Source organism: Bradyrhizobium tunisiense (genome assembly GCF_042263385.1).
Taxonomy (GTDB): domain Bacteria; phylum Pseudomonadota; class Alphaproteobacteria; order Rhizobiales; family Xanthobacteraceae; genus Bradyrhizobium; species Bradyrhizobium tunisiense.
Window position 1 is genome coordinate 1 of the sequence record NZ_JBHLEV010000012.1, and the last position, 26104, is coordinate 26104.

General features: G+C 65.2%; 25 protein-coding genes. 17 read left to right on the forward strand and 8 right to left on the reverse strand.

Going from position 1 to position 26104, the window contains the following annotated elements:
• Positions 1 to 334: 334 nt before the first annotated feature.
• The 4 genes from pgm to ACFDR6_RS33520 all read left to right on the forward strand — a co-directional run bounded on the left by pgm (position 335) and on the right by ACFDR6_RS33520 (position 5042).
• On the forward strand, positions 335 to 1981 hold the full coding sequence (gene pgm / locus ACFDR6_RS33505; RefSeq protein ID WP_375860978.1) for a phosphoglucomutase (alpha-D-glucose-1,6-bisphosphate-dependent): 1647 nt from the start codon (positions 335 to 337) through the stop codon (positions 1979 to 1981).
• A 264-nt stretch (positions 1982 to 2245) separates the two neighbouring features.
• Positions 2246 to 3295, forward strand: coding sequence for an aromatic ring-hydroxylating dioxygenase subunit alpha (locus ACFDR6_RS33510; protein ID WP_212092096.1), 1050 nt, complete (start codon positions 2246 to 2248; stop codon positions 3293 to 3295).
• A 3-nt stretch (positions 3296 to 3298) separates the two neighbouring features.
• Complete coding sequence (locus ACFDR6_RS33515) at positions 3299 to 4051, forward strand: GntR family transcriptional regulator (RefSeq protein ID WP_212092097.1); 753 nt, start codon at positions 3299 to 3301, stop codon at positions 4049 to 4051.
• A 10-nt stretch (positions 4052 to 4061) separates the two neighbouring features.
• Positions 4062 to 5042 carry a PDR/VanB family oxidoreductase gene (locus ACFDR6_RS33520; protein WP_375860979.1) on the forward strand — a complete coding sequence of 327 codons (981 nt, stop codon included), beginning with the start codon at positions 4062 to 4064 and terminating at the stop codon, positions 5040 to 5042.
• Positions 5043 to 5106: 64 nt separating this feature from the next.
• Here the strand turns inward: ACFDR6_RS33520 and ACFDR6_RS33525 are convergent, their stop codons facing one another.
• Both ACFDR6_RS33525 and ACFDR6_RS33530 read right to left on the reverse strand, forming a co-directional pair.
• Complete coding sequence (locus tag ACFDR6_RS33525) at positions 5107 to 7068, reverse strand: putative bifunctional diguanylate cyclase/phosphodiesterase (RefSeq protein ID WP_375860980.1); 1962 nt, start codon at positions 7066 to 7068, stop codon at positions 5107 to 5109.
• Positions 7069 to 7311: 243 nt separating this feature from the next.
• Positions 7312 to 7677 carry a nuclear transport factor 2 family protein gene (locus ACFDR6_RS33530; RefSeq protein WP_317242756.1) on the reverse strand — a complete coding sequence of 122 codons (366 nt, stop codon included), beginning with the start codon at positions 7675 to 7677 and terminating at the stop codon, positions 7312 to 7314.
• 100 nt (positions 7678 to 7777) lie between these two features.
• Here ACFDR6_RS33530 and ACFDR6_RS33535 point away from each other — a divergent pair, with 100 nt between their 5' ends.
• Genes ACFDR6_RS33535 through hemC form a run of 3 tightly spaced genes read left to right on the forward strand, consistent with a single transcriptional unit; the run spans position 7778 to position 11050 of the window.
• The gene (locus tag ACFDR6_RS33535) at positions 7778 to 8368 is read left to right on the forward strand and encodes a TetR/AcrR family transcriptional regulator (protein ID WP_375860981.1); all 591 of its coding nucleotides are present in this window, start codon (positions 7778 to 7780) and stop codon (positions 8366 to 8368) included.
• A gap of 54 nt (positions 8369 to 8422) precedes the next feature.
• The gene (locus ACFDR6_RS33540; RefSeq protein ID WP_375860982.1) at positions 8423 to 10045 is read left to right on the forward strand and encodes a GMC family oxidoreductase; all 1623 of its coding nucleotides are present in this window, start codon (positions 8423 to 8425) and stop codon (positions 10043 to 10045) included.
• Positions 10046 to 10069: 24 nt separating this feature from the next.
• A complete protein-coding gene (gene hemC / locus ACFDR6_RS33545) occupies positions 10070 to 11050 on the forward strand; it encodes a hydroxymethylbilane synthase (protein ID WP_375860983.1) in 981 nt (326 codons plus the stop codon).
• A gap of 142 nt (positions 11051 to 11192) precedes the next feature.
• On the opposite strand, the gene hemE is transcribed toward hemC, so the two are convergent.
• Positions 11193 to 12227: a uroporphyrinogen decarboxylase gene (hemE, locus tag ACFDR6_RS33550; protein ID WP_375860984.1), complete on the reverse strand. Its 1035-nt coding sequence runs from the start codon at positions 12225 to 12227 to the stop codon at positions 11193 to 11195.
• 106 nt (positions 12228 to 12333) lie between these two features.
• Here hemE and ACFDR6_RS33555 point away from each other — a divergent pair, with 106 nt between their 5' ends.
• Both ACFDR6_RS33555 and ACFDR6_RS33560 read left to right on the forward strand, forming a co-directional pair.
• The gene (locus tag ACFDR6_RS33555; RefSeq protein WP_212092105.1) at positions 12334 to 12549 is read left to right on the forward strand and encodes a hypothetical protein; all 216 of its coding nucleotides are present in this window, start codon (positions 12334 to 12336) and stop codon (positions 12547 to 12549) included.
• A gap of 172 nt (positions 12550 to 12721) precedes the next feature.
• A complete protein-coding gene (locus tag ACFDR6_RS33560; protein ID WP_375860985.1) occupies positions 12722 to 14626 on the forward strand; it encodes a diguanylate cyclase in 1905 nt (634 codons plus the stop codon).
• Positions 14627 to 14632: 6 nt separating this feature from the next.
• On the opposite strand, the gene ACFDR6_RS33565 is transcribed toward ACFDR6_RS33560, so the two are convergent.
• Together ACFDR6_RS33565 and trhO are read right to left on the reverse strand one after the other, a co-directional pair.
• A complete protein-coding gene (locus ACFDR6_RS33565) occupies positions 14633 to 14851 on the reverse strand; it encodes a SlyX family protein (RefSeq protein ID WP_212092107.1) in 219 nt (72 codons plus the stop codon).
• Positions 14841 to 15623: an oxygen-dependent tRNA uridine(34) hydroxylase TrhO gene (gene trhO / locus ACFDR6_RS33570; RefSeq protein WP_375860986.1), complete on the reverse strand. Its 783-nt coding sequence runs from the start codon at positions 15621 to 15623 to the stop codon at positions 14841 to 14843. The genes ACFDR6_RS33565 and trhO overlap by 11 nt, the downstream gene beginning before the upstream one ends.
• 196 nt (positions 15624 to 15819) lie before the next feature.
• Between trhO and ggt the strand changes: the two genes are divergently transcribed.
• The 5 genes from ggt to ACFDR6_RS33595 all read left to right on the forward strand — a co-directional run bounded on the left by ggt (position 15820) and on the right by ACFDR6_RS33595 (position 22017).
• Positions 15820 to 17406 carry a gamma-glutamyltransferase gene (gene ggt, locus ACFDR6_RS33575; RefSeq protein WP_375860987.1) on the forward strand — a complete coding sequence of 529 codons (1587 nt, stop codon included), beginning with the start codon at positions 15820 to 15822 and terminating at the stop codon, positions 17404 to 17406.
• 210 nt (positions 17407 to 17616) lie between these two features.
• A complete protein-coding gene (locus ACFDR6_RS33580) occupies positions 17617 to 18180 on the forward strand; it encodes a (2Fe-2S)-binding protein (protein WP_375861068.1) in 564 nt (187 codons plus the stop codon).
• Positions 18181 to 18184: 4 nt separating this feature from the next.
• Entirely contained in the window at positions 18185 to 19201 is a 1017-nt protein-coding gene (locus tag ACFDR6_RS33585; RefSeq protein ID WP_375860988.1) for an FAD binding domain-containing protein, read from the forward strand.
• 2 nt (positions 19202 to 19203) lie between these two features.
• Positions 19204 to 21492 (forward strand): xanthine dehydrogenase family protein molybdopterin-binding subunit, encoded by a 2289-nt coding sequence (locus ACFDR6_RS33590; RefSeq protein WP_375860989.1) that lies wholly within the window; start codon positions 19204 to 19206, stop codon positions 21490 to 21492.
• Positions 21493 to 21552: 60 nt separating this feature from the next.
• A complete protein-coding gene (locus ACFDR6_RS33595) occupies positions 21553 to 22017 on the forward strand; it encodes an FKBP-type peptidyl-prolyl cis-trans isomerase (RefSeq protein ID WP_212092113.1) in 465 nt (154 codons plus the stop codon).
• Positions 22018 to 22175: 158 nt separating this feature from the next.
• Here ACFDR6_RS33595 and ACFDR6_RS33600 read toward each other — a convergent pair whose 3' ends face one another.
• Positions 22176 to 22394, reverse strand: coding sequence for a CsbD family protein (locus ACFDR6_RS33600; protein ID WP_212092114.1), 219 nt, complete (start codon positions 22392 to 22394; stop codon positions 22176 to 22178).
• Between the two features lie 130 nt (positions 22395 to 22524).
• On the opposite strand from ACFDR6_RS33600, the gene ACFDR6_RS33605 reads away from it, so the two are divergent.
• The 3 genes from ACFDR6_RS33605 to ACFDR6_RS33615 all read left to right on the forward strand — a co-directional run bounded on the left by ACFDR6_RS33605 (position 22525) and on the right by ACFDR6_RS33615 (position 24117).
• Complete coding sequence (locus ACFDR6_RS33605) at positions 22525 to 23037, forward strand: cupin domain-containing protein (protein ID WP_080137629.1); 513 nt, start codon at positions 22525 to 22527, stop codon at positions 23035 to 23037.
• A gap of 127 nt (positions 23038 to 23164) precedes the next feature.
• Positions 23165 to 23593, forward strand: a complete 429-nt coding sequence (locus tag ACFDR6_RS33610; RefSeq protein WP_212092115.1) for a VOC family protein — start codon at positions 23165 to 23167, stop codon at positions 23591 to 23593.
• A 35-nt stretch (positions 23594 to 23628) separates the two neighbouring features.
• Complete coding sequence (locus ACFDR6_RS33615) at positions 23629 to 24117, forward strand: VOC family protein (RefSeq protein WP_212092116.1); 489 nt, start codon at positions 23629 to 23631, stop codon at positions 24115 to 24117.
• A gap of 102 nt (positions 24118 to 24219) precedes the next feature.
• Here ACFDR6_RS33615 and ACFDR6_RS33620 read toward each other — a convergent pair whose 3' ends face one another.
• The gene (locus tag ACFDR6_RS33620; RefSeq protein ID WP_375860990.1) at positions 24220 to 25377 is read right to left on the reverse strand and encodes a hypothetical protein; all 1158 of its coding nucleotides are present in this window, start codon (positions 25375 to 25377) and stop codon (positions 24220 to 24222) included.
• Between the two features lie 2 nt (positions 25378 to 25379).
• Positions 25380 to 26081, reverse strand: coding sequence for a FecR family protein (locus ACFDR6_RS33625; protein ID WP_375860991.1), 702 nt, complete (start codon positions 26079 to 26081; stop codon positions 25380 to 25382).
• Between the last annotated feature and the right edge of the window lie 23 nt (positions 26082 to 26104).

Consider the following 26104-nt stretch of genomic DNA (forward strand, 5'->3'; position numbering starts at 1 on the left):
AAAGAGGGTGGAGCGACCAGGCATAGCTCGGGCGAAACACGCCGCGAGGCTGCGAGTGCATGTCATCATTGAAGATCTCAACATCGATGATGCAGGCTCGGATTCATGACCATCACCCTTCGAGGCTCGACCACGATGCTACGCACCGCATGCCTCGCACCGCCAGCGACGACCGCTTCGCGGTTGCGCGGCTATGACGTTCTCTGGGCGCGGACTTTCGCTGCAGTCATCTCCCCAAGGAACGGCCACCCCGCCGCGCGAGTTGTGCCCTTGGCGGGGGCCCGGCCGATGCTATGGTGCTCCGCGATTTCTTGCGACAGGACGAGGTACTTCAGTGGCTGATGTTCATCCCGCGGCAGGCAAGCAGGCTTCGCCGGACACGCTCACCAATATTCCGCGGCTGGTGACGGCCTATTTCGCCGGCAAGCCCGATGTCACGGATCCCGCGCAGCGGGTGGCGTTCGGCACCTCCGGTCATCGCGGCACCTCGTTCAAGAACACGTTCAACGAGGGCCACATTCTCGCGACCACGCAGGCGATCTGTGACTACCGAAAGGAAAAGGGGCTGACCGGTCCGCTCTTCATCGGCATCGACACCCATGCGCTGGCCGAGCCGGCGCTGGTCAGTGCCGTCGAAGTCTTCGCCGCCAACGGCATCGACATCATGGTCGACAAGGACGGCGGCTACACGCCGACGCCGGTGATCTCGCACGCGATCCTCACCTACAACAAGGGCCGCACCTCCGGCCTCGCCGACGGCGTCGTCATCACGCCCTCCCACAATCCGCCGGAAGACGGCGGCTACAAATACAATCCGCCGCATGGCGGACCCGCCGACACGGATGTCACGGGCGTCGTCGAGAAGCGTGCCAACGCCTATCTGGCCGACGGCCTCAAGGGCGTGAAACGCGTCGACTACGACAAGGCGAAGAAAGCCGCGAACGTCCACGCCTACGACTTCATGACGCCCTACGTCGCCGATCTCGGCCAAGTCGTCGATCTCGATCTGGTCAAATCCGCCGGCATCAATATCGGCATCGATCCGCTCGGCGGCGCGGCGGTGCATTATTGGCATCCGATCATCGAGCGCTACGGCCTGAAGGCCACGGTGGTGAACGAGGCGATCGATCCGACCTTCCGCTTCATGACGGTCGACTGGGACGGCAAGATCCGCATGGATTGCTCCTCGCCTTACGCGATGGCGAGCCTGATCGCGATGCGCGACCGCTTCGACGTCGCTTTCGCCAACGACACCGATGCCGACCGCCACGGCATCGTGACGCGCACCGGCGGCTTGATGAATCCCAACCATTATCTGGCGACCGCGATTTCCTATCTGTTCGCGCACCGGCCGAACTGGAGCAGGGATGCTGCGATCGGCAAGACCGTGGTGTCGAGCTCGATCATCGACCGCGTCGCCAAGAAGCTCGGCCGCAGGCTGGTCGAAACGCCGGTCGGCTTCAAATGGTTCGTCGACGGCCTTCTGACGGGCGGCTTCGGCTTCGGCGGCGAGGAGAGTGCAGGGGCCTCGTTCCTGCGCCGCGACAGCGGGGTGTGGACGACCGACAAGGATGGCGTCATCCTCGGCCTGCTCGCCGCCGAGATCATGGCCAAGACCGGCCGCGATCCCAGCCAGCTGTTTGGCGACCTCACCGCCGAGTTCGGCGTGCCCCATTACGCGCGCATCGACGTCGCCGCGACCGGGCCGCAGAAGAACATCCTCAAATCCGTCACGCCCGAGCAGCTCGGCCTGAAGGAGCTCGCCGGCGATCCGGTTCGCGCCACCCTGAGCAAGGCGCCCGGCAACGGCCAGCCCTTCGGCGGCATCAAGGTCGAGACTGATTTCGGCTGGTTCGCCGCCAGGCCCTCCGGCACGGAGGACGTCTACAAGATCTACGCCGAGAGTTTCCGCAGCCCCGAGCACCTGAAGCGGATTCAGGAGGAGGCCAAGGCGGGGCTGGCCAAGGTGTTCGGGGCGTAAGACGCCGAGAGGAGGGTACGCCGCATCCTCCGCTGTCATCACCCGCGAGAAAGCGGGTAGTCGAGTACGCTGCGGCTCCGGTTGTGTGAAGCCAATGTCCGCCGCGGCGTACTGGATTCCCCGCCTCGCGGGAACGGCATCGGTTAGCTATGTATACAACAATCTAATTATCGGTATCTTAGTACGTACAATTTGGTCTTGAACGATTCCATTACCCCGCTATTGTATACATAACGCATACATAAGCCCGTGGGAGTGAGATCGATGACAAAACCCTTCCCGATGAATGCCTGGTACGCCGCCGCCTGGGACGCCGAGGTGAAGCCGGTCCTGTTGCCGCGGACGATTTGCGGCAAGCACATCGTCATGTACCGCAAGGCCGACGGCTCGGTGGCTGCGCTGGAGGACGCCTGCTGGCATCGGCTGGTGCCGCTGTCGAAGGGCCGGCTCGAAGGCGACACCGTCGTGTGCGGCTATCATGGTCTGAAATACAACGCGCAGGGCCGCTGCACCTTCATGCCCTCGCAGGAGACCATCAATCCGTCGGCCTGCGTCCGCGCCTATCCCGTGGTCGAACGTCACCGCTACATCTGGCTCTGGATGGGCGATCCCGCGCTGGCCGATCCCGCGCTTGTCCCCGACATGCACTGGAATCACGATCCGGCCTGGGCCGGCGACGGCAAGACCATCCACGTCAAATGCGACTACCGCCTCGTGCTCGACAATCTCATGGACCTCACCCACGAGACCTTCGTGCACGGCTCCTCGATCGGTAACGAGGCCGTCGCCGAAGCTCCGTTCGACGTCACCCATGGCGAGAAGACCGTTACCGTGACGCGCTGGATGCGCGGCATCGAGCCGCCGCCGTTCTGGGCCAAGCAGCTCGGCAAGTCCGGGCTCGTCGACCGCTGGCAGATCATCCGCTTCGAAGCGCCATGCACCATCGCGATCGATGTCGGCGTGGCGCCGACAGGCACCGGCGCGCCCGAGGGCGACCGCTCACAGGGCGTCAACGGCTTCGTGCTCAACACCATCACGCCCGAGACCGAGAAGACCTGCCATTATTTCTGGGCCTTCGTCCGCAACTATCAGCTCGGCGAGCAGCGCATCACCAGCGAGATCCGCGAGGGAGTCTCCGGCATCTTCCACGAGGACGAGCTGATCCTCGAAGCGCAGCAGCGCGCCATGGACGAAAATCCCGATCGCATCTTCTACAACCTCAACATCGACGCCGGCGCGATGTGGTCACGCAAGCTGATCGACAAGATGGTGGCGAAGGAAAGCGCGCCGCAGCACCTTCAGGCCGCGGAGTAGATCATGGCCGAGCGTGAGGTCGACCGCTCCGTCTCGCAGACCGTGAAGGCGCAGCTCGCGCTGCGCGACCAGATCCTGTCGGGCGCGCTGCGGCCCGGCGAGCGCATCTCCGAGCTCCAGGCCGTGGAAACCACCGGCGCCTCGCGCACCCCGGTGCGCATGGCGCTGGTGCGGCTGGAGGAGGAGGGCCTGCTGGAAGCGATCCCCTCCGGCGGCTTCATGGTGAAGGCGTTCTCGGAGCGCGACATCTCCGATTCCATCGAGCTGCGCGGCACGCTGGAAGGCCTTGCCGCGCGTTTTGCCGCCGAGCGGGGCGTCTCCGCGCGTGAGCTCGAGCCGTTGAAGGAGTGCCTGGCTGCGATCGACGAGCTGTTGCGCCAGGTGCCGATCTCGATCGAGGCCTTCTCGTCCTACGTCGCGCTGAACGCGCGCTTTCATGCGCTGCTCACCGAATTGTCGCGCAGCCCGCCCTTGATCCGCCAGATCGACCGCGCCTCGGCGCTGCCGTTTGCATCTCCAAGCGGCTTCGTGATGGCGCAATCCGCGCTGCCCGAGGCGCAGCAGATCCTGATCATCGGGCAGGAGCACCATCGCGTCGTCATCGACGCCATCGAGAACCGCGAGGGAGCGCGCGCCGAAGCCGTCATGCGCGAGCACGCGCGGCTCGCCGTGCGCAACCTGCGCCTTGCGCTGCGCAACCGCACCCATCTCGACCTCTTGCCGGCGCTCGCGCTGATCAAGACCGCAACCGAGTGAGGCAATAGCCATGCGCTTCATCGAAACCTGGATTCCCGCGACGCTGGTCTCGACCCGCGATCTCGCCCCCGGCATCCGTGAATTCCTGATCCGCCCCGATCAGTTCGAAGCCACGGGCTATCCGGTCGGCAGCCACATCAATGTCAGCGTCACCATCGGCGGCCTGCCGGAGACGCGGTCCTATTCGCTGGTCGGCGAAGCCGCCCCGCAAGGCCTCAAGATCGCGGTGCGCCGCGCCGAGGATTCCCGCGGCGGCTCGCGCTACATGTGGTCCTTGCAGCCGGGCGCACGGCTCGAGATCACGCAGCCCGCCTCGCTGCTTGCCGTCGACTGGACGCGCGAAAGCTACTGCCTGATCGCGGGCGGCATCGGCATCACGCCGATCCTCGGCGCCGCGCAGGCCCTGGCGCGGCGCGGGGCCGACGTCACGCTGCATTATGCGGTGCGCTCGCGCGGCGAGGCCGCCTATCTCAACGAACTCGCCGCGATGCTCGGCGATCGTCTGGTCGTTCATGTCAGTGATGAAGGCCGCCGTCTCGATCTCGACGCGCAGTTCGCCTCGCTCCCCAAGGGCGCGCTCGCCCTGTTCTGCGGCCCGATGCGGATGCTCGATGCCGCACGCCATGCCTGGATCGGCGCCGGCCATCCGCTGCCCGATCTGCGCTACGAGACCTTCGGCTCCAGCGGCACGCTGCCGACCGAGACCTTTCGCGTGCGCCTGAAGGGCTCCGATGTCGAGCTCGAAATCCCCCGCGAACGCTCCATGCTGGACGTGCTCAACGCCAGCGGCCATGACGTGATGTACGATTGCAAGCGCGGCGAATGCGGCCTCTGCGCCATCGACGTGGTCGAGGTCGACGGCGAGATCGACCATCGCGACGTCTTCTTCAGCGATCATCAGAAAGAGAGCAACCAGAAGATCTGCGCCTGCGTCTCCCGCGCGCGGGGCACCATCACCGTGGATACGCTGCTGCGCGCGGATGCGATCTGACGGAGAGCTCGTTGGAGGGATGGACGCCGCCGCGGTCGTCGCTCAGGTCAAATCTTGGTTGCACCTACGCCGCGAAGTTCGCCCGATACTTCTTCGTTTCCAGCAGCGCCAGCACGCCGTCCGCCAGCACCGGCCGGCTGATCAGATAGCCCTGCGCTTCGTCGCAACCGATCTGCCCGAGATATTCGAGCTGGTCGGCGGTCTCGACTCCTTCGGCCACCACGCCGATGCGCAGATCACGCGCGAGGCCGATCACCGATTTCACGATTGCCGCGCAGTCGGGCTGCACCAGCATGTCGCGGATGAAGGACTGGTCGATCTTGATGCGGCTGAACGGCAGCTTGCGCAAATAGGTGAGGGAGGAGAAGCCCGTTCCGAAATCGTCCAGGGCCACGTTGACGCCGAGCTGCAGCAGTGCGTTCAGGACCGACTCCGCCGCGCCGTATTTCGACAGCAGCATCGATTCCGTGATCTCGATCTCGAGCCGGTGCGGGGCGATCTTGGCATCGCCGAGCGCCTGCACGATGCTCTGGAGGACGCTGGCGTTGTGAAACTGCGCCGCGGAGAAGTTCACGGCGACCCTGATCTCATCGGGCCATCTGGCGACGGCCGCGCAGGCGCGGCGGATGACCCATTCACCGATCTCGTGGATCAGCCCGGTCTCCTCCGCAATCGGGATGAATTCGCTCGGCGGCACCAGGCCGCGCTGCGGATGTTGCCAGCGCAGCAGCGCCTCGAAGCCGGTAATGCGGCTTTCGTCGAGATCGAGGAATGGCTGGAACACGAGGAACAGCTCGTTTCGCGCGATAGCGCCGGCGAGGTCTGATTGCAGCGCCTTGCGATCGCGCGAGACCCTGTCGTCGGCTTCCTCGAAGAAGCGGATCATGCCCGGTCCCGCCTTCTTGGCGCGGTAGAGCGCGGCATCGACATTCTTCATGAGGTCGAGCGGCGTCGTGCCGTCGCGCGGTGCCAGCACGATGCCGACGCTGGTCGCACCCACGATCTGGCGGCCCTCGATCTGGAACGGTCTCTCGAAGGCCGCGACGAAGCGCTCGGCGATCTCGAGCGCTTCCTCGGGGCGCGCCAGATTGGCCATCACCAGTGCGAACTCGTCGCCGCCAATGCGCGCGACATGTTCGGCCGCGCGCGTGCAGCGCCGCAGCCGGCTTGCGACCTGGACCAGGAATTCGTCGCCGGCAGGATGGCCGAACTTGTCGTTGACCTCCTTGAAGCGATCGAGATCGAGCAGGAGCACCGCGAACTCCTCGCCGGACAAGGCCAGTCGCCTCAGGGCGGCATCGAGCGTTTCGTTGAAGGCGACGCGGTTGGGCAGATGGGTCAGAGGATCCAGCCGCACCGTCCGCTCCGTCTCGATCTGCCGCATCACGCGACGCGCAAACGTGAACGAATTGACGAACACGCCGCGCAGCAGCACGCTGCCATAGACCACGACGAGAAAGGCGATCAGCAGGAAAGCCAGGTCGCCGTTCCGGCCGAGGCAAATGGCGATGCCGAGGAAGATGGGCGCCGTGAAGGCGATCGCCGCGATCGGGATGGTGGCGAAGGCGAGGGCGCCGCCGGCCAGCATGCCCGAGCACAGGCAGGTGATGACGAGCTGCCCGCCGGTCGAGGCATCGGCGAAAAAGGCGACCGGGACGATGCCCCAGGCGGCGCCGAGGACGAAGGCGTTGCGCACCAGCCGCTGCATGGCACGGCGCGACACGAATTGCGGCTTGGTGATGCGGCGCGCGGCGCGGGATTGCAGGCCGAACGCGATCGCGGCGCTGGCCACGGCGACCGCCCAGATCAGGGCAGGTATCCTGTCCGGCGACTGCCACAGCGCGATCGCCAGCACGATAGCGTTGCAGGCATTGGCGAGCATGATGCCGACCGAATAGCCCAGCACGAGCGACATCTGCTCGGCGCGGATATGCCCGGCCACGGCTTCGTCGGTTGCGGGACCGCCAAAGGCCGACAGATCGCCGGCGAGCAGCCGCGCGAGATAACTGGTCGTTTGAGTCCGCATTCCAGAGCCTACCAGCTTGGGTCGTTCGTCCGGCGCGAAGCTGAGAATTCGCTGCAAAACTTTGACGAACTATGAATTATCCCCGGCTGCGGCGCTCGCCGTGACCACTTCTGCGTGTTCGAACCACGGTATCGATAACAAATCGATACAAATGCGTGATGGGCGGGAAATGTTCGCCACCATCTTCGCGGTCAAGCCGGGCCATCGCAAGGCGGGCGCAGTGAAGCACCCCGGCCCAGACACTCACCGCCCCAGCTGCTTGGGGTCGTAATAAAACCGCTCCTCGATCAGCTTGTCGCCGCGCCAGGTCTGCCAGGCGATCTCTTCCAACGTTCGTGTGACGCCCTCTGCGTTGGTGAAGCTGAACTTCCAGCGGGTCGCGACATGGTCGCCCTCGATCAGGCTCGGACCGATGCGGACCGCCTTGACCTCCCTCGACGCCGCAAGCACGCCGCGCTCCTTGGCGACGAGCTTGTCGCGCCCCACCGTCGGCGCGGCATTGTTCTCATAGGTCGCAGCGTCGGGTGTGCAGAATTGCTCGATCGCGCCGATGAAATCTCCGGTCTCCAGCCGCTTGGCAAAAGCTTCGACGATGTCACGGCCCGGCATGGCGCACCTCATGATAAAAACCGACTGATGGTCGGTAAATACCGACCGGTGGTCGAAAAGTCAACTGGCTGCCTGATTCGAATTCGACTAGACGAGACACATGGCAAAGCAGGCGGAGCGGCGGGCGGCGACATTGGAAGCGATCCTGACGGCGGCACGCCGCCTGTTCGGGACGCAAGGCTTTGCCGCAACCACGATGGACGAGATCGCGGACGACGCCCGCATGGCCAAGGGCGCGGTCTATCATCACTTCAGGAACAAGGAGGCGGTGTTCGAAGCCGTGTTCGACCAGGTCTCGCGCGACCTCGTCGTGGAAATCGACGGTGCCGCGCGCGCCGAGAAGGACGTGCTCGCCGCGATGGTCGCCGGCACCCAGCATTATTTCGCCGCGACGGCGAAGGGGCCGACAGGCCAGATCATCCTGCGCGACGGCCCGGCCGTGCTCGGCTGGGAGCGCTGGCGCGAGATCGACGCCAGGCATTTCGGCGGCAAGCTGCCGCGTGCGCTTGCGGTGGCGATGGAGGCCGGCCTGATCGCGCGCCAGCCGGTCGAGCCCCTGGCGCGGCTGCTGCTCGGCGCGGTGACGGAAGCCGCGGTTGCCTGCGCCGGACGCGCGGATATCGCAAGGGCGGGCGCGGAATACGCCCGTGCGTTCAAGTCGCTGGTCGAGGCGCTGCGCGTGCGGGAATGATTGTGCTAAGTGACGCTACGGAAACGTCCACAGCAACAAGAAGACTAGCAACAGATGACCGCAAGCTCCCTCACACCCTCCGATCCCGAATTCGACTACATCATCGTCGGCGCCGGCTCAGCCGGCTGCGTGCTCGCCAACAGGCTCTCGGCGAACGGCCAGCACAGCGTGCTGCTGCTCGAGGCCGGCCCGAAGGATTCCAACATCTGGATCCACGTCCCGCTCGGCTACGGCAAGCTGTTCAAGGAGAAGAGCGTCAACTGGATGTATCAGACCGAGCCGGAGCCCGAGCTGAAGGGTCGCCAGGTGTTCCAGCCGCGCGGCAAGACGCTGGGCGGCTCGAGCTCGATCAACGGTCTGCTTTATGTCCGAGGCCAGCACGAGGACTATGACCGCTGGCGCCAGCTCGGCAACACCGGTTGGGGCTATGACGACGTGCTGCCCTATTTCAAGAAGGCGGAAAACCAGTCGCGCGGCGCCGATCAATATCATGGCACGGGTGGGCCGCTGCCGGTGTCCAACATGGTCGTGACCGATCCGCTGTCGAGGGCTTTCATCGACGCTGCGGTCGAGACTGGTCTGCCCTACAACCCCGATTTCAACGGTGCCACACAGGAAGGCGTCGGCCTGTTCCAGACGACGACGCGCAACGGCCGCCGCGCCTCGACCTCGGTGGCCTATCTCGGTCCGGCAAAGGCCCGCGGCAATCTCAAGATCGAAACTGGTGCGCTCGGCCAGCGCGTGCTGTTCGAGGGACGCCGTGCCGTCGGCGTCGAATATCGGCAAGGCGCGCAAACCCACCGCGTACGCGCCCGCAAGGAGATCGTGTTGTCGAGCGGAGCCTACAATTCGCCGCAGCTGCTCCAGCTCTCCGGCGTCGGCCCCGGCGACCTCCTGCGCAAGCACGGCATTGATGTCGTGCTGGATGCGCCGGGCGTCGGTCACGACCTTCAGGACCACATGCAGGTCCGTATCGTGATGCGCTGCTCGCAGAAGATCACGTTGAACGACACCGTCAACCATCCGCTCCGCCGTACCATGGCTGGCGCGCGCTATGCGCTGTTCCGGAAGGGGTGGCTGACCATCGCGGCCGGCACCGCGGGCGCGTTCTTCAAGACCAGCCCGCGGCTGGCCTCGCCTGACATCCAGGTGCATTTTCTCCCGTTCTCGACCGACAAGATGGGCGAGAAGCTACACGACTTTTCCGGCTTCACTGCTTCGGTCTGCCAGCTTCGCCCCGAAAGCCGCGGAACCTTGCGCATCCGGAGCGCCGATCCGACGGTGCCGCCGGAGATCCGCATCAACTACATGTCGACCGAGACCGACCGCAGCACCAACGTCGAAGGCATCAAGATCCTGCGCAAGATCCTGAATTCGCCGGCGCTGAAGCCGTTCGTGGTCAGCGAGTACGACCCTGGCGCGAAGGTATCCACGGATGCCGAGATATTGGATTATTGCCGCGAGCGCGGCAGCACCATCTACCATCCGACCTCGACCTGTCGTATGGGCAACGACGCGCTCGCGGTGGTCGATCAGCGGTTGAAGGTGAGGGGTCTCGAAGGCCTGCGCGTCGTCGACGGCTCGATCATGCCGGACCTCGTGTCCGGGAACACCAATGCGCCGATCATCATGATCGCCGAAAAAGCCTCCGACATGATATTGGAGGATGCGCGTTAATTCGCGGCTCGAAAGGACGACAGCTTGGCTATTCGACTTCGGATCGGCACCCGCAAGAGCGCGATGGCGCTGGCACAGACGGAAGAGATCGCGCGCCGCCTGACCGCCGCCGTGCCCGGCCTCGACGTCGAGATCGTCAAGTTCGACACCACGGGCGATCTCGACCAGACCAGCAAGCTGTTGCCCCATGGTGGCAAGGGCGGCGCCTTCGTGGCGCAGATCCGCGCCGCCGTGCTGTCGGGCGAATTGCAGGCGGCGATGCATTCGCTGAAGGACATGCCGGGCAACGAGGATACGCCGGGCCTCGTCATCGGCGCTACGCTGTCGCGCGATCCGGCCAGTGATGCGCTGGTGCTGCGGGACGGCGTAACACTGGAGGCGCTGCGCCAGTCCCGGGGCAAGGGGTTCAAGATCGGCACCAATGCCGTCCGCCGCGCCGCCTATGCGCGACGGCTGTTTCCCGAGATCGAGATTATCCACTTCCGCGGCGCGGCCGACACGCGCGTGCGAAAACTCGACAATGGCGAGAAGCAGCGCCTGCCGGATGGCGGCGCCGTCGGCCCCGCCGACGCGCTGATCATGGCGCGCTCGGGCCTCGACCGCGTCGGGCTCGCCGGTCGTATTGCGTGCGAATTCACCGCGACGGAGATGTTGCCCGCGGCGGGGCAGGGCATCGTCGCCGTCGAATGCGCAGCGCAGGACTGGCCGACGCGGCAGATCCTCGCATCGATCGACGATCCCGCCGCGCATGCCTGCGCGGATGCCGAGCGCGAGGTCTTGTGGGTGCTGAACGGCCACTGCAATTCACCGGTGGCGGGCTTCTCGACCATCGCGGGTGATCAGATGTCGCTCACCGCATCCGTGCTCGATCTCTCCGGCAACACCATCATCGAGGCCTCGCGCGCCGGTCCCGCCAATCGCCCGCGCGAGCTCGGTCGTGCCGTGGGACTGGATCTGCTGGGCAAGGGTGCCGCCGAGATCATCGAGCGCAGCCGGCCGCGCTGAGCCTCAACACCGCGCCTGTTTTGCCCGACGCGTCAAACGCGTCTGAGCCGCCTCATGCCAGCCCAGCTTCTTCAATGACTTGTCTACTGTGCATGGGGTTGTTTTCGCGTTTTTGTGCGACCCGATCACAACGGCTCGTCCCTTAGCCCCGCACGCGCTTGATCATCTGCTCGACATGGGCGATCGGCGTTTCCGGCTGGATGCCGTGGCCGAGATTGAAGATGAAGCGCCCTTGCGCGAAATTGGCCAGCACGTTGTCGACCGCGCGGTCGAGCGCAGCGCCGCCCGTGATCAGCACCAGCGGATCGAGATTGCCCTGCACGGCGACCTTGCTCTGGACGCGCTCGCGGATGAAGGCCGGCTCCGCCGTCCAGTCGATGCTGACGGCGTTGACGCCGGTCGCCTCGACGTAACCTGGCAGCTGTGCGCCGGCACCGCGCGGGAAGCCGATGATCTTCGCATCCGGCACCCTGGCCCGTACGCCGTCCACGATGCGCCGCGTCGGCTCGACCGACCATCGCGCGAATTCGACCGGCGGCAGCACGCCGGCCCAGGTGTCGAAGATCTGCAAGGCGTTGGCGCCGGCGGCGAGCTGCGCCAGCAGATACTCGATCGAGTTCTCGACGAGTACGTCGATGATTCTCGCGAACGCCTCCGGATGCCGGTAGGCCATCATCCGTGCCGGCCCCTGGTCGGGCGTGCCCTGACCGGCGACCATGTACGTCGCGACCGTCCACGGCGCGCCGCAGAAGCCGATCAACGCGATCTCCGGGGCGAGCGCTGCGCGCACGAGCTTGAGCGCCTCGAACACCGGCGCGAGCTTGCCTAGATCGGCGCGCGGTGCCAGCGTCGCGACCTTTGCGGGATCATCCAGCGGGTCCAGCCGCGGACCCTCGCCGACCTCGAACCGGACCGAGCGGCCGAGCGCATGGGGGATTACCAGAATATCCGAGAAGATGATGGCGGCATCGAAGCCGAACCTGCGGATCGGTTGCAGCGTCACTTCGGCCGCAAGCTCCGGGTTGAAGCAGAGATCGAGGAAGCCGCCGGCTTTGGCACGCACCTCGCGATATTCCGGCAGATAGCGGCCGGCCTGCCGCATCATCCACATGGGCGGGATGCTCTGACGCTGACCGGAGAGCACGTCGATGAAGGGCTGTTTTGCAGATTGGGGCACGAATGGTCCTAAACAGGGTTATGGCTCCTGATACACCGCCTAGGCCCCCAGCGGAACAGGGGAACCAGTGCAACATGGCCGCGTTGACCCGCCGATGGAGGACATCATGGCTGAGACATTCAATCCCGCGCCGCATGACAAGCACGCCGACGATCTGCACGAAGCACTTGCTGCCGACCGCCACGCCAAGCTCGACGCCGGGCTGAAAGACACCTTCCCAGCGTCCGATCCCGTGAGCGCCGCCCAGCCGACGCCCTCGAAGGCCGATGCCGATGCCGAAAATCCCTCGCTCTGGGACAAGGTTAAGGCCATCTTCAGCTAGGCGAAGCCGACGCGGAATTTCGATCGGCTTACTAATGTGCTGTTAGCGATGCGCGGATCCGAGCGTCCGTACGACTACGGAAAACCGGCCTATCGCGACCTATTCCGGCGGTACTTTCAGAGTTCAATAACGGAAGCGGCAGAGGTTCCGAAACATCGGAGAACTCTGTCGCATGAACGCTGCTACCCAACGAGCTGGATGGAGCCGCCTGCCGCTACGCGCGGCGGCGTTCGTTGCGCTGACCTGCGTGACCATCCTGGGCGTCAGCGGCTGGCGCGAATGGGCCGCGCGCGACGCGGTGCTCAAGGATGCCGAGACCGAGATGGCGAACGTCGCCCGCTCGCTCACCCAGCATGCCGAGGACAGCCTCGATCTCCTGGATTCCGGCGTCGTCGGCGTCGTCAGCCGGCTGGAGATGGACGGCACCGGGCCTGCCACGATCACGAAGCTGCGCACCCTGCTGGATGTGCGCAAGAAGGCGATCGAGCGCATTCACGGCCTCGCCATCATTGACGACCAGGGCAACTGGCTGACCTCGCCCGGCACGATCGGTTCGACCCTCACCGACGATGCCTTCTTCCGCTATCACCAGCTCTCACCCAAACGCGAGGCCCATGTCGGCCGCCCCGTGAAGAGCTTGCTCGACGGCGAATGGGTCGTCACCCTGTCGCGCCGCTTCAACAAGCCGGACGGCAGCTTCGGCGGAGTCGTGCTCGCCACTATCAGCTCGAAATATCTCTCGCGTTTCTATGAGCAGTTCGAAATCGGCCTCAACAGCTCGGTGTCGCTCACCCATGGCGACGGCCTGATGATCGCGCGCAATCCCAGCAACGAGACATTCGTCGGACGCAGCGTTTCAGACAAGCTCTTGTTCCGCGACGCCGGTCTGCAGCGGTCGAGCGGCGCCTATCATTTCAAGTCGCCGCTGGACGGCGCTGAGCGTGTCAGCTTCTTCAAGCGCAGCAGCCGCTACCCGCTCCTCCTGCTCGCCACCGTCGACAAGGCCGAGCTGCTCGCGCCTTGGCGCGCCGCGGCAATCTCCCGCATGCTCTACGTACTTGCGCTGGTGATGCTGATCGCGGTCATCGGCGCGGTGCTGGTGCGGCAGTTGCAGCGGGGCCAGCGCATGGCCGCAGCCCTGACCGAGAAGGAGGCGCATTTCCGCCTGCTCGCGGAAGGCTCCAGCGACATGGTGACCCGCATCGGGCTCGACGAGCGGCTGCGCTATGTCTCGCCTTCGTCCGTGCGCGTCGTCGGCTGGCGCGCCAACCAACTGATCGGCACGCCGGCGCTGGCGGGCATCAATCCGGAGGATCTGCCGGAGGTCCAGGCGGTGGTCGACGCCATGAAGCGTGGCGATAGGGAGGAGGCGCGCCTCACCTACCGCAACTCGCATCGGGAGAACGGCGAGGTCTGGCTCGAATCGACCATGCGGGTGACGCGCAAGGACGATGGCCGCGTCGACGGCGTGGTCGCGATCTCCCGTGACATCACCGAGCACAAGAAGCTGGAAACCAGGCTCGAGACGCTTGCGATCGAGGACAGCCTCACTGGCCTTGCCAATCGCCGCCGCTTCGACGAGCGGCTGAAGGAGGAATGGGCGCGCGCCTATCGCGACCGCTCCAGCCTCGCCTTGCTGATGATCGACGTGGATCACTTCAAGTCCTATAACGACGAATACGGCCATCCCGAGGGTGACGCCTGCCTGCGCCTGGTCGCAAAGATCATCGCTGCCGAGGCGCAGCGGGCCGGCGATCTGGCGGCGCGCTATGGCGGCGAGGAATTCGCCATGCTGCTGCCGAGCACCGATGCGGCCGGCTGCGCCCGGATCGGCGAACGGATCCGCATTGCCATTCACGAGGCCGGAATCGTTCATGTCGGCAATCTGGCGTCTGGGTGCGTCACCGCCTCGATCGGCGGTGCGACCTGCCGGCCCGCGCTGGATCGCACCGCCGGCGTGACCTCGCTGGTCGAAGCTGCCGACCGGGCGCTCTACGCCGCCAAGGACGCAGGGCGCGACCGCCTGATGATGTCCGTCGAGGTCGTGGACCTGCTGCCCAGGGCATCCGGCCAGTAAGACGGCTCAATAGTGCGGCGGAGGCTCGTTGGCAGGTCCAGGCGCATTCGCCTCGGCCTCCTGCAGCCGCTCGCCGAGTTCTGCGATCTTCCGCGTCAGCAGATCGATCTGCTTCCACTGCGCGGTGATGGTCTGGTTCAGCGTCTCGATAGTATCGTCCTGATAGGCGAGCCGCGTCTCCAGCGTGTCGATGCGCTCGCCCAGACTCTTGATCTCATTCGTCACGGCCTTGCTCCATATCTTGTTCGAGCAAGCTCCGCTCGCGCAAACCGTGGCCGAGCGCGACGCGCTCGTCGAACACAAAGCATTCGCCGCGCCAGCGGCTCTGCGCTTCCGGTACCTCCTCCAGATATTTGAGGATGCCGCCCTTGAGGTGATAGACCTCGGCAAAGCCGCGCGCGAGCAGATGTGCGCTCGCCTTCTCGCAGCGGATGCCGCCGGTGCAGAACATCGCGATCTTGCGGTGCTTTGCCGGATCGAGCGCGGCTGCGGCAAAATCCTTGAATTGACCAAAACTCCTGATGCCGGGGTCGACGGCGCCTTCGAAGGTGCCCATCGCCACCTCGAAGGCGTTGCGGGTGTCGAGCAGCAGCGTGTCGGGTGCGGAGATCAGCGCGTTCCATTCGCTCGCATCGACGTAGCTGCCGACCTGGCGGGTCGGGTCGGCAGCCTTATCGCCGAGCGTAACGATCTCCTTCTTCAGCCGCACCTTGAGCCGTCCGAACGGCATCGCTTCGGCAGTCGAGAATTTCAATTCGAGATCGTCGAGCCTGCAGCCGAACATGTCGCCGTGCGCCAGCTCATGAGAGAGAGCATCGATCGCTTCCGGCGCGCCGGCGAGAGTGCCGTTGATGCCCTCCTGCGCCAGCAGCACGCTGCCTTTCAGCCCCAGGCCGGCGCAGAACGCGCGCAGCGGCTCGCGCAGCTCGCGGTAATCCGGGAGGGCGGCGAATTGATAGAAGGCGGCGACCTTGGTGAGCGAATTCGGATCAGACATGGCGGCTCGTTTAGCAGGCGGCTGCCGCTCAGAAAACCCGCATGGCCGCTGATCCCGGAGGGTCTATACGCCCAGCGGATGGCAGCCATTTCCTGGTATGCCAGCATTGCCCCGGCCGGCCGGAATGTGTCATGAAGACCCGGTTTTCCTAAGACGGTGCGGCGCGCGCATCCACGGCCAAGAGAGCAAGAATTCGATGAGAAACTTTCATTTCCCCGGCAGGTCAACGGTCCATGCTACCAGCGCCATGGTGGCGACCTCCCACCCGCAGGCTTCGCTCGCGGCGATCGAGGTGCTGCGCGAGGGCGGCACGGCGGTGGATGCCGCGGTCGCCGGCTCGGCCCTGCTCGGCGTGATCGAGCCGCAATCGACCGGCATCGGCGGCGACTGTTTTGCGCTGGTCCAGCCGCGGGGTGAAGGCAAGATCATCGCCTATAACGGCTCCGGCCGCGCGCCGAAGGCGGCAAACGCCGACTGGTATCTCGAACGCAAGATCAACTCCGTGCCGCTGACCTCGGCGCATGCGGTGTCGATCCCCGGTGTGGTCGATGCCTTCGCGACCGTCTTGCGCGATCATGGCAAGTTCGGTTTCGACCGGTTGCTCCAGCCCGCTATCAAGGCGGCCGAGGAAGGCTATGTCGTCGCGCCCCGCATCGCCTTCGACTGGAAGAACCAGTTCGAAAAGCTGAAGGGTGGCACCAACACGGTGCGTTACTTGTTGCCGGACGGCAAGCCGCCGGTGGCCGGCGACGTCATCCGCCAGGCCGAGCTCGGCAAGACTCTGCGCGCGATCGCCAAAAACGGCCGCGATGCCTTCTACAAAGGCGAGGTCGCGGAAGACATGGTCGAGACCCTCAGGGGCATCGGCGGCCTGCACACGCTCGACGATTTCGCCGCGCACACCACCGAGACGACGTCGCCGATCGGCACCATGTACAAGGGCTACGACGTCTGGCAGTGCCCGCCGAACGGACCCGGCCTCACCATGCTGCTGATGCTCAACATCCTGTCGCGGTTCGACCTGACGAAATACGCGCCGCTCAGCATCGAGCGATTCCATCTCGAGGCGGAAGCCGCGCGCATCGCCTACATGCATCGCGAGCTGCATGTCGCCGACCCCGAGCACATGCAGATCGAGGTCGCGAAGATCCTCGCCAAGGAGTTCTGCGACGAGCACATCGCCAAGATCCGCATGGACGGCATGCTCGATTTGCCGAACGTTGCGCCGCCGATGAATCCCTCGACCATCTACATCACCGTCGTGGACAAGGACCGCAACGTCTGCTCGTTCATCAATTCGATCGCGCATTCGTTCGGCTCGGCGATCGTCTCGAACAAGACCGGCGTCTTGTTCCAGAACCGCGCCGGGGGCTTCCGCATCCAGCCGGGCCACCCCAATTGCATCGCCGGTGGCAAGCGCCCGCTCCATACGATCATGCCGAGCCTGCTCACCAAGGGCGGCCGCTCCGTGATGCCGTTCGCGGTGATGGGCGGACAGTACCAGCCGGTCGGCCAGACCCGCGTCGTGACCAACATCCTCGACTATGGCTGCGACGTGCAGGAGGCGATCGACATGCCGCGCGGCCTGCACTACGAGGGCCAATATCAGCTCGAGGACAACGTGCCGGCCGCGATCGTCGAAGGCCTGAAGAAGCTCGGTCACAAGACGACCAGCGTGGTCAGCCCGCTCGGCGGCGCCCAGGCGATCTGGATCGATTGGGACAAGGGCACGCTGACTGGCGGTTCCGATCCGCGCAAGGACGGCTGCGCGTTGGGGTACTGAGCGCGCGAGTTCCCCGCTCAAGATCAGGAAAAGTTGACGAAGGGCGATGCGGCAATTGCTGCATCGCCCTTTCTCGTTCGGAACGGAGCTCATCGCATCAGGTTAAGGGGCGATGAGCGGCGCTGGCCTGCGCTGCTTTGCATAGCGGCGGAGGCGTGGATGTCCGACAAACCAAGTTCCAAACAATCAGTATTCGATCGGCGCGCCTTCATGGCTGGCGCGGCCGGCAGTGCGCTCGTCCCGATTGCGGCGCGCGCGGCCGCGGAGGAGGCCATGGCCCCCGCCGCACGGGATCCATCGCTTCCCGTCGACGTCACGCTGCGGGTCAACGGCCAGGACAAGCGCCTGAGCATTGATGCACGCACCACAGTGCTCGACGCACTGCGCGAACATCTCAAGCTCACCGGCAGCAAGAAGGGCTGCGACCATGGCCAGTGCGGCGCCTGCACCGTGCTGATCGACGACAGGCGGGTGGTGTCGTGTCTCACGCTCGCACTCGCCGCGGAAGGGCAGGAGATCACGACCATCGAGGGCCTTGCCACCGACGACCGCCTGCATCCGATGCAGCAGGCCTTTGTGGACAACGATGCATTCCAGTGCGGCTACTGTACGCCAGGCCAGATCATGTCGGCCGTCGCCTGCGTCAAGGAGGGGCATGCGGGGAGCGAGGCCGACATCCGCGAATATATGAGCGGCAACATCTGCCGCTGCGCCGCCTATCCGAACATTGTCGCCGCAGTGAAGCAGGCGGCGCCCGAGATCATGAAGGGCTAGTCGCATGCGACCTTTCTCGTATCAAAGGGCAACAGACCCGACCGCGGCCGTGCAGGCGCTCAGCGCCGCCGCGGCAACGAACGATGCGCTGACCAAGGCCGCGGCGCAGCCGCTGGCGGGCGGCACCACGTTGATCGACTTGATGAAGCTCGACGTGATGCGGCCGGCCGCGATCGTCGACATCAATCCGCTTGCAGATGGCTGGGCGGCAATCGAGCCGGGCAGCGACGGCCTGCGGCTCGGTGCTCTCGCGAAGATGTCCGACGTGGCCGCGCATGACGGGGTCCAGCGCCACTACCCGGTGATTGCCAACTCCCTCAAACTCGCCGCGAGTGCCCAGCTGCGCAACATGGCGACGCTCGGCGGAAATGTGATGCAGCGGACGCGTTGCAGCTATTTCCGCGACATCTCCTACGAGAATTGCAACAAGCGCAATCCCGGCTCCGGCTGTGCCGCCATGGACGGCGTCAACCGCATTCATGCGGTGCTCGGCGTGTCCGATCACTGCATTGCGACCTATCCCGGCGACTTTGCCCAGGCGCTGATCGCGTTGGATGCCGTTGTCGAGATCACGGGCAGATCCGGCACGCGCAAGATGCCGTTCGTAGAGTTGCACAAGGCGCCCGGCCATACGCCCGATATCGAGACAACGCTTCGGCCGGGCGAGCTGATCTCGGCCTTCTCCATCTCCGGCCGCTGGCCGCGTTCGGTGTATCTGAAGGCGCGCGACCGGCAATCCTATGAGTTCGCGCTGTCGTCGGCTGCGGTCGCGCTCGACGTCCAGGACGGCACGGTCAGGGACGCGCGGATCGCCCTCGGCGGCGTCGCCACCGTGCCCTGGCGCGCGCACGAGGCGGAGGCGGTGTTGAAGGGGCAGAAGTTTGACGACGGCCTGGCGCAGCGTGTCGCGGATGCCGCCTTCGCGGACGCCAAGGGCCGTCGGCACAACAGCTTCAAGATCGCGCTCGGCAAGCGCGTGGTGGCGCGCGCGCTCCAGCAGGCCGTAACGATGGAGATCTGATCATGACCGCTGCAGCTCCCGAGCCGAAGGTGAATATGGGCCAGCCGGTGCCGCGCTATGATGCGACCGCAAAGGTCACGGGGCGGGCGACTTACGCCTCCGACATGCCGCTGGACAATCCGGCTTATGCATTCCTGGTCACCAGTGCGATCGCCAGAGGTCGCATCGACGGTTTCGATCTCGATGACGCCCGGCGTGTCCGCGGCGTGATCGACATCGTCACCCACGAGAACGCCCCGAAGCTGAAGGAGTCGAAGCTGTTCAGCAATGGCGGTTATGCGGGCACGACGATCCAGCCGCTGAGGTCGGCCGATATCGCCCATGACGGCCAGATCATCGCCGTCGTCGTCGCGGAAAATTATGAGGCCGCGCGCGAGGCGGCCAACCGGGTCAAGGTCAGCTACACCGCCACGGCGCCGAGTGCCACGTTCGACTCGCCCGGGACAACCACGGCGGCTGCGAAGGGGCAGAGTGCCCAGTTCAAGGAAGACCCCGAGGTCGGCGATTTCGCCAAGGCGTTCGACGCGGCCGAGGTCAAGCTGACCGCCTCCTACGAGACGCCGACGCAGCATCACAATCCGATGGAGCTGTTCTCGACCAGCTGCGTCTGGATGGGTGACAACCTCGTCATCTATGAGGGCAGCCAGTTCGTCTACGGCCTGAAGAACGGCGTTGCCGAGCAGCTCGGCATCGACGCCGACAGGGTGCGCGTGGTCAATCCCTATGTTGGCGGCGGTTTCGGCTCGCGCGGCTCGATGACGCCGCGCACTGCCATCATCGCCGCCATTGCAAGGCGCCTGAACCGTCCGATCAAGCTGGTCCCGACCCGCGACCAGGGTTTTACCATCACGACGTACCGCGCCGAGACGCGGCATGAGATCAAGCTCGGCGCGAGCCGGGACGGCAAGCTGCTTGCCTTGAGGCATGAGGGGGCCGAAGTCTCCTCGCGTGCCGACGCCTATTGCGTCGGCGGCACCAAGACGACGGCGCGGCTTTATGCCTGTCCGAACGTCGCCAGCCTGGTGTCGATCGTGCGTGCCGATCGCAACACGCCCGGCTTCATGCGCTCGCCGCCGGAGGTGCCGTATCTGTTCGCGCTGGAAAGCGCGATGGACGAACTCGCGGTGAAACTGAACATGGATCCGGTCGAGCTTCGCCGCATCAACGACACCAATGTCGAGCCGATCGGCGGCAAGCCCTATACGTCGCGCTCGCTGATGGCCTGTTTCGACGAGGCAGCCAAGGCGTTCGGCTGGGCACAGCGCTCGCCGCAACCGAAATCGATGTCGGACGGCGACTGGCTGATCGGCTATGGCTGTGCCGCCACCTGCTACCCGACCCAGATGGCCCCGGCGGCCGCCCGCGTGCGCCTCCAGCGTGACGGCCGTACCCGCGTCGAGATCGCCGGCCACGAGATCGGCACCGGCGCCTACACGGTGATCGCGCAGACCGCGGCCGAGCGGCTCGGCGTGCCGCTCGAGAAAGTCGCCGTCTTCCTGGGTGACAGCGATCTGCCGCCGGCACCGGTTGCCGGCGGATCGAACTCGACCGCGAGCACCTGCTCGGCGGTGATGATGGTGTGCGACCAGATTCGCCAGCGCCTGTTCAAGGCCGTGATGCCTGACAGTCTCACTGACAAGGCCAAAGAGACCGTTGGCATCAGCCAGGCGCCGACAGCCCAAGCCGCCAAGAGCGACCGTCCGGTCGATATCGAGAAGGCGTTCAATGCCCTCGGCGTCGGCGTGGTCGAGGAATATGGCGAGTGGAAGCCGGAAGGTGCGCCGCTCGATTCGTTCAAGGCCATGCACAGCGGGCAAGTCCGGTTGGTCGGTGGCCACCAGATGAAGGACCACATTGCCTATGCGTTCGGCGCGGAGTTCGTGGAGGTCCGCATCAACCGCTTTACGCACGAGATCCGCTGCCCCCGTCTGGTCGGCGCTTTCGCCGGCGGGCGCGTCATGAACCCGCGCACGGCGCGCAGCCAGTTGATGGGCGGCCTGATCTGGGGCATGTCTTCGGCGCTGCTGGAGGCCACGGAAATCGACGAGCGCAATGCGCGCTACGTCAACGACAATCTTGCCGACTACCTCGTGCCGGTGAATGCGGACGTCCCCGGCGTCGAAGTGATCATGCTCTCCGAGCAGGACGATCACATCAACCCGGTGGGCGTCAAAGGGCTCGGCGAGCTCGCCAATGTCGGCACCAATGCGGCCATCTGCAACGCGATCCATCACGCAACGGGCCAGCGCATCCGCAAGCTCCCGGTCCGGCTGGAAAATATCGAGGTCTGAGGGGTGGAAACCCTACCCGCGTTGCGCTAGACACCTTCCGCCCCAAACGGAAGGTGCCTCATGCAGCGTTTCCAGCGCGCGCTCCTCACCCTGATGTCGGCACTCGCGATCACGGTGATCGCAGGCGTGTCGCATTTCGTTTCCACCACGGCCTCGGCCCAGACCGCAGGAAAGACCATGACCACAGCTTCAGGCTTGCAGATCATCGACTCCACCGTCGGCACCGGTGCCTCGCCGCAGGCCGGTCAGATTTGCGTGATGCACTATACCGGCTGGCTCTATGAAAACGGCCAGAAGGGCAAGAAATTCGATAGCTCCGTCGATCGCAAGGAGCCTTTCGAATTTCCCATCGGCAAGGGCCGCGTCATCGCCGGCTGGGACGAGGGTGTCGCGTCCATGAAAGTCGGCGGCAAGCGCACGCTGATCATTCCGCCGCAGCTCGGCTACGGCGCCCGCGGCGCCGGCGGCGTGATTCCGCCGAACGCAACGCTGATGTTCGACGTGGAATTGCTCGCGGTGAAATAACCCTCACCGTCATTCCGGAGCGTTGCTGAGCATCGAGCCCGGAATCTCGAGATTTCGGGTTCGGCCCTTCGAGCCGTCCCGGAATGACCACACGAACAAAAACAGACAAAAAAAGACCGGCCTTGCGGCCGGTCTCTTCTTTTTCAGTCTTGCGCCGGTTACTCCGCCGCGCGCTTTGCGGCCGCCGCGGCGCGGTCCATCGCGTCCTTCGCGGCGTCCTTGGCATCGCCCATGGCCTGCTGGCCCTTGCCCTTCACTTCCTGGACCACGCCTTCGCCCTTCAGGCGCTCGGAACCGGTGGCTTCACCGATGCCCTGCTTGGCCTTGCCGATGGCCTCGTTGGCGTTGCCCTTGATCTTGTCTGTCGTGCTACCCATGAAACTCTCCTTCCAATCTGGTTCGCAATGACAACGTCCCGCGGCTATGAGGGTTCCGAATTTAGTATGGCTCGCGGGCGCAGCTTCGGGTTAGTTTGCCGCACACGGAACCAACAGAAAGCAAGCCTCCATGACCGGCCATGATCATTCGCATTCCCACCATGACCACGATCACGACGATCGCTGGAAACATGACGGCGTGCGCGTCATTCCCGGCAACCAACTCGACACCAACGTGCCCTCGACGGCGGGCATGGACCGCGCGGCCGCGATCAATTTCGCGCGCGTCGGCGCGCAGAAATTGTGGGCTGGCACGGTCAGCATCAAGCCGGATGCCAAGACCGGTGCGCATCATCACGGGCACCTCGAAAGCGTCATCTATGTCGTGAAGGGCAAGGCGCGGATGCGCTGGGGCGAGAGCCTGCAATTCACCGCGGAGGCAGGCCCCGGCGATTTCATTTTCGTCCCGCCTTACGTGCCGCACCAGGAGATCAACGCCAGTCCCGACGAGGTGCTGGAATGCGTGCTGGTGCGCAGCGACGGCGAGGCGGTGGCCATCAACCTGGACATCGAGCCGGTCGAAAAGCCTGAAACGGTGCTGTGGATCGACCCGGTGCACCGGGATCCGAACGAGAAGAAGTAAGGCCGCCCGAAAGGGCCGATTTCGGTGCGGCAGAACCTCGCAGCTCGGGTCAAAAAATAGTCGGAAGCAGTGTCGGACCGCCGCTGGCTCGTCCGTCCTTGGGCAGAACCCGCCCAAGGAGCTTGCGATGCCCAAGATGATCTTCGTCAACCTGCCGGTGACCGACCTCGAGCGCGCGACCGCCTTCTACGAGGCGATCGGCGCAGTCAAGAATCCTCAATTCTGCGACGGCACGGCGAGCTGCATGGTCTTTTCCGAGACCATCTTCGCCATGCTGCTGACCCACGACAAATTCCGTCAGTTCACGCCCAAGCCGATCGCCGATGCCAGGACCTCGAACCAGGTCCTGTTCTGCCTGTCCGCGGACAGCCGCAGCGAGGTCGACGATATCATCGGCAGGGCGGAGGCGGCGGGCGGCGTGGCCGATCCCAGTCCGAAGGACGAATACGGCTTCATGTACGGCCGCAGCTTCGAGGATCCGGATGGTCACATGTGGGGTGTGAACTGGATGGATCTCGCGGCGGCCCCTCGGCAGCCCGAGATGGCGAACGTCTGATCCAAACCCGGAAGATCTGAAGAGGAGCATCCAAGATGTCCAAGCTCGTGCCCTGCATGTGGTTCAACGGCGATGCCGAGGACGCCGCAAAATTCTACGTCTCGCTCGTTCCGAATTCGGCGATCACGCGCGTCCAGCGCAACGTTTCGGACGGTCCCTCCGGCAAGGAAGGCTCCGTGCTCGTCGTCGAGTTCACGGTGGCCGGCCAGCCGCTGGTCGCGCTCAACGGCGGGATGAAGATGGAATACACGCACGCCATCTCGCTGATGATTCACTGCGACGACCAGGCACAGGTCGATGGCGTTTGGAATGCGTTCCTGGCCCATGGCGGCAAGGAAGAGCAATGCGGCTGGCTCAGGGATCGCTGGGGCGTGGCCTGGCAGGTGGTGCCGACAGTGATGTTCGAATTCCTGTCGAGCCCCGACAAGGCTGCTGCCGCGCGCGCGATGCAGGCCATGATGAAGATGGTCAAGCTCGACATTGCTGCCGTGCGCCGCGCGTTCGAGGGGAAGTCAGCGGCGTGAGCCGCAAGCTCGTTCCCCACTCGCTGTCGTCCCGGATCGGCGCCAGGCTCGAGACAACGCTACGCGTTGTCGGGAGCTCCGCTTGTCCGGGACGACGACGTCCTAATAGTTGATCCGCAGCCCCATGCCGCCGTGGATGGTATTGCCGACCGGCTGCGGACCGAGCGTGCCGTTGGCAAAGAGATCGACGATCCAGCCCTTCTGCACGCGGAAGCCGAGGCGGCCGCCATATTCGAACCAGCCCTGGTTGCCCATGGTCGGCACCACGGTGCCGGTGCCGGTCACGGTCGCGACGATGCCGCTGTGACTCGCAAACGACTGCACCCAGCCGCCATTGATGTTGGTCTCGATGTTGCTGCCGAAGAGGTGTGTCCACTGGCCGCCGATCTTGACAAGGCTGGTGCGGTCGGTGCCGGTCGCGATGCTGGCATCGAATGGATTGAAGGCCACGGTGCTGTCGCTGTAGCCCGACACGCGTTGCCAGAGTTGCCAGACCTCGATCGACGCCGCGACCTCGTCGCGTGGCGAGATGCGACTTATCCAGCCGGCGCGACCGTACACGGCGTAGTTCGAGGCGTTGGTCGAACTGGTCACGCTCACCGGGCCGAGACTGGTATCGTAGCTGCGCGTGTAGCGCGCCTTCTCCCACGGCGTCAGGATCGTGCCGATGTCGAAGAACGGGCGCGAGGAGCCCCAATCGGTGAAGTCGTAGCGCAGCGCGAAAGCGCCGATCGGTGCGCTGGTGATCTCGTAGCCGCGCCCATCGTAGTGCGTATAGGCGATGCCGGCGAGCAGCGACAGATTGTTGGTCAGCGCCTTGCGGCCGTGGATGCCGGCGGAGAACGAGCCGGCCGAGCCGAACGCGCTGACGCAGTCGCCGCAATTGATCTGCTCGTTGACGCCGAGCAGCACCGTGCCGAGCACCCGGTTGGTGATCATCTGGTTGAAGCGCTGGCCCGCGAGGCCACCGATCGAATTGCCGCTGGAACCGGCGCCGGTCGGCGTCGGGCTTGGCGAGGGGTACGGACTCGGCGATGGCGACGGATACGGGCTCGGCGACGGGGAGGGCGTAGGCGTGGGTGACGGATACGGCGAGGGAGAATAGGTCGGGGACGGATTGGGATTCGGTTCACCGCACCCGGATTCGCACTCCGCCGCTTGCGCGGCCGCCGGGCTGGCATTGAGTGCGACAAGCGCAAACGCCGCAGTTGCGGTTAGCGCAGCAGCAAGGATGAGGCGCCTGACGTTGAATTTCGCCATCGTCAGCGCCCGCACAGCATGCCGTCGTCCTGGACGGCGGGCGTGATGGTCGGCGAGGCGCCGGCGTACTGGTTGACCGCGCACAATCCGGCGCTCGCCGCGCAGTTGGCGGCGAACGTCCAGGGCGGCGTATTCGCCTTGGTGATGCTCACCTTGCCCCCGGTCGAGGTGATGATCGCGGTGTCGCCAGGCTGAGTGAGTTGCACGCACTGGGAGCTCTTCGTGCAGACGCTGGCCGCGCCGTCCTGAAGCACGACGACGGAGCGCCCGCGCTGCGAGAGGATGTCGAGCGTGGTGCCGCGCACGCCGATGGTCGCAAGCGGCGTCGTGATCTTGTAGGCGGCCTTGTCGGAGTGTCCGGTGACGAAACGGAAAGCACCGGTGGTCATGCGGATCGCGACGTCGCGATAGCTGTGCTCGCCGTTGAAGACGGTGCGGTCGAGCTTGAGCGTGGCGCTGGGGCCGAGCGACAGGTTGGTGCTGTCGGCCATCACGAAGCGCGCCGCACTGTCGGCGCCGGTGCGCACGGTCTCGTCGCGCAGCATGCTGTCGCCGACGCTGATCGGCGTCGTGGTCGCGGCCACGCGCACCACTTCGTTCTGGATCACGACGGCTTCGCCGACGAGCGTCTGTGCCAGCGCGCCGGGCGAGGCACATAGTGCCACTGACAACAGGGTGGGGAAAAACAAGAAACGCAAATTCATTTCGCAACCGATCGATGTGTCCC